This is a genomic window from Bacillus sp. DTU_2020_1000418_1_SI_GHA_SEK_038, assembly GCF_032341175.1.
Lineage (GTDB): Bacteria > Bacillota > Bacilli > Bacillales > Cytobacillaceae > Cytobacillus.
Window position 1 is genome coordinate 2719550 of sequence record NZ_CP135435.1, and the last position, 12861, is coordinate 2732410.

At 38.2% G+C, this 12861-nt stretch carries 13 protein-coding genes; 4 read left to right on the forward strand and 9 right to left on the reverse strand.

Annotated elements, in window-relative coordinates:
- Positions 1–38: 38 nt before the first annotated feature.
- The 9 genes from RRV45_RS13445 to RRV45_RS13485 form a co-directional block, all read right to left on the reverse strand.
- A complete protein-coding gene (locus RRV45_RS13445; protein WP_315665203.1) occupies positions 39–812 on the reverse strand; it encodes a TerC family protein in 774 nt (257 codons plus the stop codon).
- A 196-nt stretch (positions 813–1008) separates the two neighbouring features.
- The gene (locus RRV45_RS13450; RefSeq protein WP_315665204.1) at positions 1009–1590 is read right to left on the reverse strand and encodes a TerD family protein; all 582 of its coding nucleotides are present in this window, start codon (positions 1588–1590) and stop codon (positions 1009–1011) included.
- 89 nt (positions 1591–1679) lie between these two features.
- Positions 1680–2285 (reverse strand): YpjP family protein, encoded by a 606-nt coding sequence (locus RRV45_RS13455; RefSeq protein ID WP_315665205.1) that lies wholly within the window; start codon positions 2283–2285, stop codon positions 1680–1682.
- Positions 2286–2307: 22 nt separating this feature from the next.
- Positions 2308–3486: an LL-diaminopimelate aminotransferase gene (locus RRV45_RS13460; protein ID WP_315665206.1), complete on the reverse strand. Its 1179-nt coding sequence runs from the start codon at positions 3484–3486 to the stop codon at positions 2308–2310.
- A gap of 434 nt (positions 3487–3920) precedes the next feature.
- Entirely contained in the window at positions 3921–4724 is an 804-nt protein-coding gene (locus RRV45_RS13465) for a class I SAM-dependent methyltransferase (protein WP_315665207.1), read from the reverse strand.
- A 59-nt stretch (positions 4725–4783) separates the two neighbouring features.
- Positions 4784–5218, reverse strand: coding sequence for a BrxA/BrxB family bacilliredoxin (locus RRV45_RS13470; protein WP_315665208.1), 435 nt, complete (start codon positions 5216–5218; stop codon positions 4784–4786).
- 84 nt (positions 5219–5302) lie between these two features.
- The gene (locus RRV45_RS13475; RefSeq protein ID WP_315665209.1) at positions 5303–6430 is read right to left on the reverse strand and encodes a conserved virulence factor C family protein; all 1128 of its coding nucleotides are present in this window, start codon (positions 6428–6430) and stop codon (positions 5303–5305) included.
- A gap of 121 nt (positions 6431–6551) precedes the next feature.
- The gene (locus RRV45_RS13480; protein ID WP_315665210.1) at positions 6552–8429 is read right to left on the reverse strand and encodes an ABC-F family ATP-binding cassette domain-containing protein; all 1878 of its coding nucleotides are present in this window, start codon (positions 8427–8429) and stop codon (positions 6552–6554) included.
- A complete protein-coding gene (locus RRV45_RS13485; RefSeq protein WP_315665211.1) occupies positions 8426–9070 on the reverse strand; it encodes an HD domain-containing protein in 645 nt (214 codons plus the stop codon). The genes RRV45_RS13480 and RRV45_RS13485 overlap by 4 nt, the downstream gene beginning before the upstream one ends.
- 191 nt (positions 9071–9261) lie before the next feature.
- On the opposite strand from RRV45_RS13485, the gene cysK reads away from it, so the two are divergent.
- The 4 genes from cysK (at position 9262) to RRV45_RS13505 (ending at position 12846) form a co-directional block, all read left to right on the forward strand.
- Positions 9262–10191 (forward strand): cysteine synthase A, encoded by a 930-nt coding sequence (gene cysK / locus RRV45_RS13490; RefSeq protein WP_315665212.1) that lies wholly within the window; start codon positions 9262–9264, stop codon positions 10189–10191.
- Positions 10192–10278: 87 nt separating this feature from the next.
- Positions 10279–11121 (forward strand): ABC transporter ATP-binding protein, encoded by an 843-nt coding sequence (locus RRV45_RS13495; RefSeq protein WP_315665213.1) that lies wholly within the window; start codon positions 10279–10281, stop codon positions 11119–11121.
- Positions 11054–11806: an ABC transporter permease gene (locus RRV45_RS13500; RefSeq protein ID WP_315665214.1), complete on the forward strand. Its 753-nt coding sequence runs from the start codon at positions 11054–11056 to the stop codon at positions 11804–11806. The genes RRV45_RS13495 and RRV45_RS13500 overlap by 68 nt, the downstream gene beginning before the upstream one ends.
- Positions 11791–12846, forward strand: coding sequence for an ABC transporter substrate-binding protein (locus RRV45_RS13505; protein ID WP_315665215.1), 1056 nt, complete (start codon positions 11791–11793; stop codon positions 12844–12846). The genes RRV45_RS13500 and RRV45_RS13505 overlap by 16 nt, the downstream gene beginning before the upstream one ends.
- The last annotated feature ends 15 nt before the right edge of the window (positions 12847–12861 follow it).

Genomic DNA, 12861 nt, shown 5'->3' on the forward strand with positions numbered 1-12861 from the left:
GCGGACAATAGTCAGTTCCCTTTAGTATATATAGTAATTTATTTTTCTCCAGCTGCTGCTTCTTTCTTCTTATTCATAAAATGAACAACGAAAGTAGCCGCAAATGTAATAAGTAAAATAATAAAGAAATAAATATGATCAATGTGAATGCCAGCAACACCCAATAGCATTTTCACAGAGATAATCAATATAAGAACATAAGCTGATGTTTCCAATTCTGGCACTCGATCAATAAGCTTTAGGAATACTCCTGCGATCCCACGCATCATTAAAACACCAAGCATTCCACCTAATAATAAAACCCAGATTTCCTGGCTGACTCCGAAGGCTGCTAATACACTGTCAACGGAGAAAGCAATATCCATTAATTCGACAGCAATTACAGTACCCCAGAATGTACCGAAGAGACGAATTAATAAACCGCTCTGGTTCATTCCTTCAATTTCATCTTCCTCTGACTCAGCTTCTTTCTTTTTATCTATAAAGTATTTAATGGCCAACCAAGCAAGATATCCGGCACCTAATATTTTTACCCACCATAGCTTGATGAGGAAAACTCCGATTCCAATTGCGATAAAGCGAAAAATATAAGCCCCAAGTAATCCGTAAAAAAGTGCTTTCTTACGTTGCTTTTCTGGTAAATGCTTTACCATTACAGCAAGTACTAGTGCATTATCTGCAGATAAAAGCCCTTCTAAAATAACAAGTGTTCCAATTAATCCCCAGCTTACTGGATTTGATAAAACTTCAACCCACATTTCCCAATTGAAAAACTGGGAATAGGTGTGTAGAATACCTTCTAATATCGTCATTCTTGATTGTTCCTCCTGAAAATGTCTAGTTTTTATGTGTAGGATTATACATATTTTATCTTATTAAAGGATATGCAGTATACAGCCTTTTAACAAAAGGAATGAACTACCAGCATATCCATTGGTAAATATTTCAATGGAGTTTTTATTTTTCAATGTCTAGCTATAGCGCCTAGGGGTTCGAGGTTCCGCTTTTCTAGCCAACCTGTAAGCCGAAATCTTTTGCTAATGCAGCAAGACCGCCTTGATAGCCGCTTCCAATTGCATTGAATTTCCACTCGCCATTATGTCTGTATAGTTCACCTACAACAAGGGCAGTTTCAATTGAGAAGTCTTCTCCTAAATCATAGCGGATAAGCTCCTCACCTGAATCTTCGCTTATTATCCGAGCATAGGCGTTGGAAACTTGCCCAAAGTTTTGATTGCGTGCTTCCCCATCATGGATAGTAATGGTGAATGTGATGCGCTGAACATTAGCCGGCACACTGGCTAAATTAATTTTTACCTGCTCATCGTCTCCATCGCCATCACCTGTACGGTTATCACCTGTATGTACAACAGAACCATTTCCGCCAGTCGTATTGTTATAAAAAATAAAATCACTATCAGATGCTACTTTTCCATTATCCCCAAGCAGGAAAACTGAAGTGTCCAGGTCAAAGTCATTGCCGCCGTCATATTTATTTACATCCCATCCTAAGCCTACAACTACCTTTGATAGTCCAGGATTTGTTTTTGTTAAATCTACTTTTTGCCCTTTTGATAAACTTACTGCCATAATTTTAATACCTCCGATAAATAGAATATGTTTTATTTACGTTGCTTTTGCAAAAAGGTTTCAATTAACTATAAAGTTTTTGTGTTTTTTCAACTCATCCATTTTGGCGGGGTATTTTTATCCCAATAAATACTCCCGAGCTCATGATGTGCTTGAAATTGGTCATGATGTGTGTGGTAATGAAAGTTAAACCAGTAGCCTTGTTGGGGTGGCTGATCTCTTCTAACATGAAAACGGATAACATCTTCGTTAGTTTTATCATTAGTAATATTAAAAATCTTTTCTGAGTGGCCTTTACCTGGCCTTTCAGTTACTGTTAAATAGGCTAACTCTTCTTCAGGATACTGTTCTGCAACGTTTTGAATAGCCTTTTCAATATTAGGTAATATTACTTCAGTAAATTCATTTTCGATGACTGGTTTAATCCGTGCCCCGAACTTCGTAAAGGATTGAGCTTCAGCTTCCATAAGCATCTGCCTAATAAAATCCTCTTTACTAATATACCCAACATGCTCATCAGCCAATGCCGGATTATTTATTACATTTTTATTTTCTGATAAGGCATCAAAAATATCCTTTTTTGGCGTTTTTACTGCATTGGAATGTTCATAAAGAAAAGCTTGTGATGGTGTAACCAAACCAAATGTTAAAATGGTTACCATGACAACGAGTGATTTACGAAGCCAATTAGGCATAGATTAAACCCTCCAACCGTTACTAATTCGTTACTGCTTCTAATATCCCTGACTGCTTAATATTGCTTACTGCTCTCTTTAACATATCTTCTGATTGTACGAGTGCAATTCGCACATAGCCCTCTCCCCAAGACCCAAATGCGTTTCCAGGAGTCACAACGACATTTGCACGATTGATTAATTCAATAGCAAAGTCCTTAGATGTAAAGGATGAAGGAACTTCTGCCCAGACAAACATGGATGCTTTAGGCTCACTTACATTCCAGCCAATTTCACGTAAGCCGTTCACAAGAACATCTCTTCTATTCTTATAGATCGCACGAAGATCACTTAAGAACTGAGATTCATCCCTTAATGCCTTTGCAGCCGCAGCTTGGATCGGAAAAAATACACCGTAATCCACATTGGATTTAAAATTAGCAAGCATAGAAATAATTTCTCGATTTCCAGCTGCATAGGCAATTCTGCAGCCAGCCATATTAAAGCTTTTTGATAATGAATTCATCTCAATGCCGACTTCCATTGCCCCGTCAACTGATAAAAAGCTGATTGGCTGCTCTTCATAATAAAGCTCAGAATAGGCAAAATCATGCAAAATAACGATATTGTATTTTTTTGCATAGGCAATGGCCTCTTCAAAGAAAGCTTGCGTCCCCATTGCCGGAACAGGGTTTCCTGGAAAATTCAAGATCATTAATTTTGCTTTTTCACTGATCTCCTCTGGAATTTCAGAAAAATCAGGAAGAAATTGATTTTCCTTTTTTAATGGCATCGGATATAATTTTGCTCCTGCCATACTCACCCCAGTTTCATATGCAGTGTAACCTGGGTCGGGTACGAGTACATAGTCTCCTGGATTACAAAGCACCATTGGAAAATGGACTAAGCCGTCTTGAGACCCCATTAAAAGCGAAACCTCTAGATTAGGATCAAGCGATACACGAAAGCGTCGGTCATAATAAGTACACACTGCTTTGTGAAAATCATCTGTCCCTTTCATCGAATAACCATATAAATTTGGGTTCTTCGCTAACTCAGCAATCGTTTCCGTCACAATTGCAGGTGGCGGTGTATCCGGACTTCCCACACTTAAATCAACCATTTCCTGTCCTTCGGAAAGCTTTAATTTCTTATAATAAGCTAATTCAGAAAAGATACTTTCCTGAAAAGAATTCATTCTCTCTGCCATTGTTATTTTCATCTTCGTTCCCTCTCTATTTATACGGTATCAATGCTATTATTCTATTATACTTTCTTTTACGATGAAAAGGAAAAAATGGTTTCACTTTTTTATTTTTTTTTGATAGTTGGATTGAATTATTTCTAAATAAACTAGAATTCCGAGAGATGCATTTAACTTCTGCAAGATGCACGATTCGTGGATAGTTTGCACAATAATCCAGAATTATGTACGATTTTTAGGTTATTTGCACATTAGCTGGGTTTTTTCAACATTTGTATTTGCGGGTATAGTTTACTGAAAAATACATATAACTTAATGTAATAATAGTGAAAGGGGATACTCCTATGGATTTGTCTCTTGTAATCACATTCATAATTTTTATTATGTTAGGGTATTTCGTTTATTTAGCTATCGCAGATTAATGACAGAATAAAGAGGAAGGAGTAGATTTATTAAATACTCCTTCCTTTTTGTTGATCATCAAGCTTTTTTATCACTCCAAAATGAAACTTGGATGATTTTCTTATTATTACATCAAAATTAAACTTTTCGAATCTTGAGCTTCTAAAATGATCCTTCAACACTATTCGATCTTTTGCCACTCTTAGAGCTTCATCTATTAATTTCTGTGTAATATCCTCATAGACTGCAAATCGGCTTAAAGCCTTTATGCCATCCGATTCTAGAATATGCTCTTCAAACATCGGATCGAAATAAACGATGTCATAGCAATTGTCAGGAAGACTTTCAAGATAAGAGAGGGAGGACATATTCACAACCTCTATTCGGTTCATAGCTTCGTTCATTATCGGTATTTCCGAATCCCAAGATTTCAGCCCCTTATTAACCATATATGCCAAAAAAGGATTTGCTTCTATTCCTGTTACTTTTCCTTCCTCCCCTGCAACGAAGCTTGCTACGATACTATCTGATGCAAGTCCTAGTGTACAGTCGAGAACTGTTTTCCCTGAATAAATGGACGCTGCCTCAATAAAAGGATCAGGCTCTCCTTTCATTATCCGCTTAATTCGGAACATGGCTGAATTTGGATGAAAAAAGAAAGGCTCCTTCTCACCATATGGATAAAGTTCAAGCCTTTCCTTCCCAACTACGATACAATCACCCTCTTCAATCTCTTGAATAGCCGAGACTGAACGCTTTTTTCTTTCCACATACTTACTCTCCAGTTCGCTTGCTATGTTGATTGCGTAAGCTGTCATATATTCATTTGTTCTTCCGGCTGTTGTAATTATCATTTTAGTCACCTGTATCTAAAAAGAAAAGGACGTCAAAAGACATCCTAGTCAATCCATATTTAACAATTGGCTTCAAATGCTGAAAGAAGGTTTTCCATAATCGTTTCCATGGAATGATCCTCAATATCATGACGATGAATAAAGTGAACGACTTCTTTTCCCTTTAATAAAGCCATAGATGGAGAAGATGGCTCTAAGCCTTCAAAGTATTCTCTCATTTTTGCAGTCGCATCTTTTTCCTGGCCAGCGAAAACAGTTATTAAATGATCAGGCCTTTTCTCCGTTCTTAGCACAGCTTGAGTTGCTGCTGGACGGGCAAGACCCGCTGCACAGCCGCAAACAGAGTTGACTACGACAAGTGTCGTTCCTTCAACATTTTCTATGAATTGTTCAACCTCTTCAGCTGACAATAATTCTTTGAATCCTGCCTGTACAAGCTCTTGTCTCATCGGTTTTACCATTTGCTTCATATATTCTTCATAAGCCATTGACATCTTATAAACATCTCCCGTTCATCATTTAATATGAATACGATACTATAATCTATGCTATTTTTCAAAAAGAACTAATAAATAAAATTAATTCTTTCTCGATTCTGTCATTTGCTTCCAAACAGAACCCTTCGCTTCTTCTCCTTGCTCAATTCTTTCGATAGCTAGCTTAATTTGCATACTGACCTCAAATTCCGAATCATTTTCAGCTGCATTTAGTGCAGGGAGAGCCGTTTCATCTCCAACCTCATAAAGGAACATCGCTGCACGCCAGCGAACAAGTTTACTGCTATCCGTTAAAGCTTCCATCATTTCAGGCATGGCTTCTTTAAAGCCTAAATCAGAAAGACAGTCACCTGCTGTTCTTCTTACAGTGACAGTTTTGTCTTTTAATGCTTTATAGAGCAACGGAAGGACTTGTTTATCTTCAATCATTCCTAAATAAACGGTTGCTAATCTTCTAATTGAAGCCTTTTCATCCTGTAATGCTTTTTCCAAAACTGGCAAATCAGAAAGTTCAGGATCATCCATTTGCTCAAGCTTTTGGTAACGAGTGCGCCAATCAGGATCCTCTAAATCTTTAAGATTAATTTTAATTAGATTGCGAACAAGCTTTTGATTGCTTTTTTCAGGATTTTTAGCTTGCTCAACTAACAGGTTAAGCCGGCTATCGGGATAGGCTGCCATTAACTCTTCAACAACCTCTTTCCCAACTTGATCAAATTCGCCGTAACGAACTCCGACTTCTACCCATTTACGGACTAATACAACATTATCCTCTTTTGACTGTGCTCCCGAAAGGGCCTTCATAAACAAATCAGGCAATCCAAAGCGTCTTTCTTCCGTTCCATCTGTCAGCTTCACTTGCATTGGGATCTCTTTATATTTTTGCACAAATACTTTGATTTCACCAAAGTGGTCATTCGTCTTCGGTCCATCATTATTTTCCGCTTCCGCAGATTCACCGAAAGCCATTCTAACTTGAGGAAGTATTTCTTTCCAATCAAATTTAGCATTTCTTTCTACGGCTAAAAAATCAGCTACGTGATAAACACCTTTTACTCCATCTATCTTCAGGATATCTTCAATCACTTTTGGCGCGCCTTCATATTTTTCTTTTTTATAATTATTGCTTTTCCCCATTGGCAGCTCTTCATCCAAAATAACCTTCATCGTATTCGGACTTGGAGTTGGTTCAATTGATAATATTTTCACGGCAAAATCACCCTTTACACTATAATCAGCATGTTAACTACACTTATATTAACATAAAGTGGTGAAAAAGCAGTATTTTCAAGCTTCGACTGCGTACTACCTATTTGTTCATTATTATCTATTAGTCTACAAGCTCAGAAAGATAAGTCCACCGCTCAATCAAATGTTCAAGTTTTTCATTTAATTCTGCTTCCTCGTCCATCAGCTTTTGAGCTTTTTCAAAATCGCTGCCCGTGTTAGCCATTTCTTCAGCAATTTCCTCTAATCGGGCTTCAACCCCAGCAATCGTGTCTTCAATTCCGTCCCATTCTCTTTGCTCATTATAGCTTAGCTTTTTCTTTTTCGGTTTTTCCCTTTCCTTCTGTACTGGGGTAGCCGATTTTTCTTGAATATTGCTTTTCTCAGCTTCCTTTTCCAGATATTCGGAGTAGTTCCCATAGAAGGAACCAATAAGCCCATTCCCATTTAAGATGAGAAGCTGATCAGCTACTTTGTCGAGAAAATAACGATCATGGGATACGGTAATAACAACACCAGGAAAATCTTCGAGATAATCCTCTAAAACCGTTAAAGTTTGTGTATCCAAATTATTTGTCGGTTCATCGAGAAGCAATACATTCGGCTCAGACATTAATATTTTCAATAAATAAAGCCGGCGTTTTTCTCCACCAGAGAGCTTTCTGATTGGTGTCCCGTGAGTATATGAAGGAAATAAAAATCTTTCCAGCATTTGTGCCGCGGAGATGGTCTTCCCGTCCGATGTTTCGACAACCTGCGCAGTTTCCTTTAAATATTCAATCATTCGCTTATTTTCATCCATGTCTTCGCTTTCCTGTGTATAATAAGCGATTTTCACAGTCTGGCCGATAATAACCTCACCAGAATCCAATGGGATTTTTCCAGCTAAAACATTCATAAGCGTTGATTTTCCAGAGCCATTTTTTCCGATGATTCCGATCCGATCTCCCGGCTTCACTAGCAAATCAAAATCATCTAAAATGATTTGATTTCCATATTTCTTAGAAGCAGATTTTAATTCAAAGACCTGCTTCCCCAGTCTGCTGCCGCTTAATGACATATCGAGCTTTTCGGATGATTTAACAGACGCAAGCTCATTATCTAAGCTCTCAAATCTTTGAATTCTCGCCTTTTGCTTCGTTGTTCTTGCCTTTGCTCCCCTTCTTATCCATTCTAATTCTCTTCTATAAAGATTTTTTTGCTTTTCAATTGTTGCAGCCTCATTTTCTTCGCGAATCGCTTTCGCTTCTAAAAAAGCCGCATAATTCCCTTTATAGCTATATAGTTTTCCGCCCTCTAGCTCAAACATTCTGTTCGTCACCCGGTCGAGAAAATAGCGATCATGGGTAACTAACAATAAGGCACCTTGATATCTGCCTAAATATTCCTCTAGCCATTTAACGGAATCATAATCAAGATGATTTGTCGGTTCATCGAGAATAAGCAAATCCGGTGATTGAATTAAGCTTTGCGCAAGGGCTACCCTTTTCTTCTGTCCGCCAGATAGCTCGCCAATTTTTTTATTAAAATCTTCAATTCCAAGCTTTGTTAAAATAGATTTTGCATTTGTGTTAGCGTCCCAAGCATTCAACGCATCCATTCGTTTTTGCAGCTGGAATAGCTTTTCTTGATATCCCTGATTCTCGGGTTCTCTGTTCATTTGAATTAGTGCCTGCTCATATTCCCGTAACAATACAAGAACTGGCGCATCCCCTGCAAAAACTTGATCTAAAACAGTCATATGGGGATCCAAATTAGGTTCTTGTTCAGAATAAGAGATCGTATAATCCTTCGGTGCCATAATTTCTCCAGAATCGGACAAATCCACTCCTGCTACAATTTTCAGCAAGGATGACTTCCCTGTCCCATTTACACCTATTAAACCAACTCTGTCTTTTTCCGAAATTGTAAATGAGATATCGTTAAAAAGCTCCTTTTCACCGTATGTTTTAGTTATATTTTCAACTGAAATCATTTTCATGATTGACCATTCCATTCATTAAAAAATTCTTCAAGATAGATTTCCATCAATTGATGACGTTTTTCCGCTATTTCCTTTGCTGTTTCCGTGTTCATCAAATCTTTCAGCTTTAACAGCTTTTCGTAAAAATGATGAATGGACGTTGACTTCCCTTTTCGATATTCCTCTTCTGTCATTGCCTCTCTTACCTGAATATCCGGAGAATAGATTAGCTGACCCTTTTTCCCACCGAAGGCAAAGGTTCTTGCAATTCCAATTGCGCCAATTGCATCTAATCTGTCGGCATCCTGCACAATTTTAGCTTCAACACTTGTTAATTCTGTTTTTTTTCCGCCTTTAAAAGAAATTGAACCAATAATCTCAATCATTTGATCTCGCATATTTTGTTCAAATTCAAGTGATCTAAGAAATTCAAATAGCTTCCTCTCTCCTTCTTCTTTAGAAGAGTTTAGTTTCTCATCAGGAACGTCATGAAGCAAGGCAGCCATTTCAATAATAAATCGGTCACCAATATTTTCCTTTTCACATATATATAAAGCATTTCTGCGAACCCTTTCAATATGAAACCAATCATGACCTGTACAGTCATCACCAAGAAGATCTCTTACAAAGTGTTCTGTTTTTTGTATAACAGCCTCCATAACAACTCCACCTTCAATTATCATCAAGAACCATTTTACCATGAAGGAATGAGATAGTTAAAAAATTACGCAGCCCAGCATACAATAAAACAATATTGCTTAATTCTCAGTAAAAAGGTATGGTTAATGAGATATTAATCTGGTAATATATAAAAAATGATAATATTCAAAATACGAATGAAGGTGAAACGATGAAGGTCGTAAAGAATATAGCCGAATTAATTGGAGAAACCCCGTTAGTTAGATTAAATAGACTGCCTTCCAAAGATGGGGCAGAGGTTTATGTAAAACTCGAGTATTTCAATCCAAGCCGCAGCGTAAAAGACCGGGCAGCTTACAATATGATTGTCGAAGCAGAAAATGCTGGGCTGCTGAAAAGAGGTGCAACCATTATTGAGCCGACTTCAGGAAATACAGGAATCGGTCTTGCGATGAACGCGGCTGCCAGAGGTTATCGGTCGGTTATTGTTATGCCAGACTCAGCGACTGCAGAGAGAATTAATATTCTAAAAGCTTACGGAGCTGAAGTGGTACTTACACCTAGTGATGAAAAAATGCCAGGGGCTATTAAAAAAGCTCGAGAAATTGCCGCTTTCACTCCTAACAGCTTTGTTCCGATGCAGTTTGAAAACGAAGCAAACCCTAATATTCACCGAAGGACAACTGCAATCGAAATCATTAAGGCCATGGAAGAAAACGGGAAGAAGCTGGCAGCGTTTATTGGAACTTCGGGGACGGGTGGAACGATTACAGGTACAGGTGAGGAATTAAAAAAATATGATCCTTCTATAACGGTACATGTTGTAGAGCCCGCGGGGTCTCCAGTATTGTCAGGGGGAGAACCTGGCAAACATAAGCTAGTTGGCACGAGCCCAGGCTTCGTTCCTCCCATTTTAAATACGTCAGTGTACGATGAAATTTTTCAGATAAAAGATGAAGAAGCATATGAAACGGTAAGAAAGCTTGCTGCCCTAGAAGGGATATTACTTGGTCCCTCAGGCGGCGCATCCGTATTTTCAGCCCTTAAGGTTGCAGAAAGATTAACACCAGCAGAAACCGTTGTTTGTATCGCTCCAGATACAGGTGAACGATATTTATCAAGTGACCTCTTTGATTTTTAATAATAGGATGTACTGTTCATCCTATTTTCTTTACACCTAAATCCGATTAATTTCATGCGAATAATTATGATAAGTTGAGGTGAAGTCATGTACTTAACAATCGATAACATTAGTAAAAGTTTTACTAATGAAAAGAATGATAAAATCAAAGTTTTAGATAACATAGATTTAAAGATTGAAAAAGGAAGTTTTAATTCGATTGTAGGTCCTTCTGGCTGTGGAAAATCAACATTGCTTTATTTAATTGCAGGGCTGGAACAAGCAGATGATGGTGAAATCAAAATGGATGGAAAAAATGTAAATCTTCCTGGACCGGACAGAGTAGTTGTTTTTCAAGAGGCTGGTTTATTTCCATGGCTGACCGTACTAGAAAACGTAACTTACGGTTTGCTTCTAAAAAAAATCCCGAAAAAACAAGCAGAAGCGAAGGCACTTGCAATATTAAAAATGGTTCATTTGAGCCGCTATACCGATTCCTATCCCCATCAGCTTTCCGGCGGGATGAAGCAAAGAGTTGCTATTGCACGCGCACTCGTGATGGAGCCTGATATATTACTAATGGATGAACCTTTTTCCGCTCTTGATGAACAAACGAGGATGGTCCTTCATAAGGAACTGCTTGACATCTGGCGTAAAACAAAAGTGACGATTCTTTTTATCACTCATAATATTCGCGAAGCTGTATTACTTTCGGAAAAAGTCATCGTGTTTGCCACACGACCGGGAAAAGTAAAAGAAATCATTACGGTTCAGTCGGCTAAAGATGGAGTCATGCCAGACAGTGTAACATTACATTCCGAACAAAGAATCTTATCGATTTTAGAAGAGGAAATAGAAAAAGTGCTGAAGGAGGAAATGGGTGATGACTACAGCTTTAAGGCGGATCGGCTTCATCGCGATCATAGCGGCGATTTGGGAAATCACATCTAGATTTTCAGGTCTCCCCGCATTTATGTTTCCACCGCTTACGCAAATTTTCGAAACATTGATTAGCGGAATTATTAATGGTCAAATTACTGCTGCCGTTGGCGTAAGTATCAGCAGAATTTTAGTTGGCTTCTTGATTGCCATTATTTTAGGAACAACAATGGGTTATTTAATCTGGAAGTTTAAAATTGTTGAAGATACACTTGGTTTTTTAGTGACGGCGCTTCAGTCGATCCCAAGCATCGTATGGTTTCCGCTTGCTATTATCTGGTTCGGACTCAATGATTTTGCCATTCTATTCATTGTTACAATTGGTGCAACATGGACAATGACGATCAGTGCGACAAGCGGTTTTAAAAATGTGCCAAAGCTATATCAGCGAGTGGCTAGAACATTTGGATCATCAGGCTTTCATTTTATCCGGACGGTCATCTTGCCTGCCTCTGTTCCTCAGTTACTTTCAGGACTACGAATTGCATGGGCTTTTTCCTGGAGAGCATTAATGGCTGGAGAATTGCTTGGAGCAGGCGGTGGACTTGGAAAACTTTTAGAAACAGGAAGGTCCCTTGGACAAATGGACCTTGTAATATCAGTTATGATTGTGATTGCTATTATTGGAACGATCATGGATAACATTGTATTTGTCCGTCTAGAACGATCGGTGCAGACAAAATGGGGAATGAATTAACAACTAAATTGAGAATAAGGGGTTGGAATGAGTTGAAGAAAATTATTATTGCTGTAAGCACCTTTTTATTAATAGGTCTACTAAGTGCATGCACACAGAACGGAAAAGAAGCAAATACAAATTCCGAAGATCAGACTGTCAAAATTGGCTACTTCCCTAATTTGACTCATATTGCTACAATCGTTGCTCTTGAAAATCAATACTTTAATGAAGAGTTTGGAGAGAATGTCAATATTGAAACGAAAACAGTAAGCAATGGCGGTTTGTTTATGGAAGCCATGACAACAAAAGCAATCGATGTAGGAACGGTTGGACCTGGTCCTCTTCTTAACTTTTATGTAAAAAACCCTAAATTCCATATTATATCCGGTGCTGTAAATGGCGGAGCAGTGCTTGTAGCCAATGAAGGAAGCGGTATCGAGAAGCTTTCAGACCTTGATGGAAAAAGAGTAGCTATTCCGGTCATTGGAAGTACACAGGATGTCATGTTAAGAAAGGCACTGAAGGAAGTTAACCTGAATACAACAACCAACGGCGGAACAGTTGAACTCTTTGCAGCTGCTCCAGCAGATACAGCTACACTATTCGTCCAAAATTCTGTAGATGCCGCAGCAACTCAAGAACCGTGGGGTTATTTTCTAGAAACGCAGGCAAATGGAAAGCTATTGCTTAACTGGGACCAGTTTGCTTGGGGCAAAGAGTCAACAAATACAGTTGTCGCAGTAACTAACGAATTTTTAGAAAATAAAGAGCTAGTTCAAGCTTATTTAAATGCACATAAAAAAGCGGTTGCGTTTATTCAAGATAACCCAGAAAAAGCACAAGAATTAGTCATCAAGCATATTAAAGATTTAACAGGGAAAGAGATTAATAAGGAAGAAACAGCTGCCGCTTTCAGTAGACTGCAAGTAACGACTAATGTGAACGAACAAGTAATTCAAGAAATGGCCGACATCAGCAAAGAAGCTGGCTATATTCCGAGCAACAATATTGATGGGCTGATAAATTTATCACATCTTCAAAATTTAGGAAAACAATAATTTTCATAAAAAAAG

Bases quoted from the DNA above. Each gene is read 5' to 3' on its own strand.
- RRV45_RS13450 (WP_315665204.1), bottom strand. From the start codon at position 1,590: ATGGCAGTAAGTTTATCAAAAGGGCAAAAAGTAGATTTAACAAAAACA.
- RRV45_RS13470 (WP_315665208.1), bottom strand. From the start codon at position 5,218: ATGTCAATGGCTTATGAAGAATATATGAAGCAAATGGTAAAACCGATG.
- RRV45_RS13500 (WP_315665214.1), top strand. From the start codon at position 11,054: ATGACTACAGCTTTAAGGCGGATCGGCTTCATCGCGATCATAGCGGCG.
- RRV45_RS13495 (WP_315665213.1), top strand. From the start codon at position 10,279: ATGTACTTAACAATCGATAACATTAGTAAAAGTTTTACTAATGAAAAG.
- RRV45_RS13485 (WP_315665211.1), bottom strand. From the start codon at position 9,070: ATGGAGGCTGTTATACAAAAAACAGAACACTTTGTAAGAGATCTTCTT.
- cysK (WP_315665212.1), top strand. From the start codon at position 9,262: ATGAAGGTCGTAAAGAATATAGCCGAATTAATTGGAGAAACCCCGTTA.
- RRV45_RS13445 (WP_315665203.1), bottom strand. From the start codon at position 812: ATGACGATATTAGAAGGTATTCTACACACCTATTCCCAGTTTTTCAAT.
- RRV45_RS13455 (WP_315665205.1), bottom strand. From the start codon at position 2,285: ATGCCTAATTGGCTTCGTAAATCACTCGTTGTCATGGTAACCATTTTA.
- RRV45_RS13460 (WP_315665206.1), bottom strand. From the start codon at position 3,486: ATGAAAATAACAATGGCAGAGAGAATGAATTCTTTTCAGGAAAGTATC.
- RRV45_RS13465 (WP_315665207.1), bottom strand. From the start codon at position 4,724: ATGATAATTACAACAGCCGGAAGAACAAATGAATATATGACAGCTTAC.
- RRV45_RS13505 (WP_315665215.1), top strand. From the start codon at position 11,791: ATGGGGAATGAATTAACAACTAAATTGAGAATAAGGGGTTGGAATGAG.
- RRV45_RS13480 (WP_315665210.1), bottom strand. From the start codon at position 8,429: ATGAAAATGATTTCAGTTGAAAATATAACTAAAACATACGGTGAAAAG.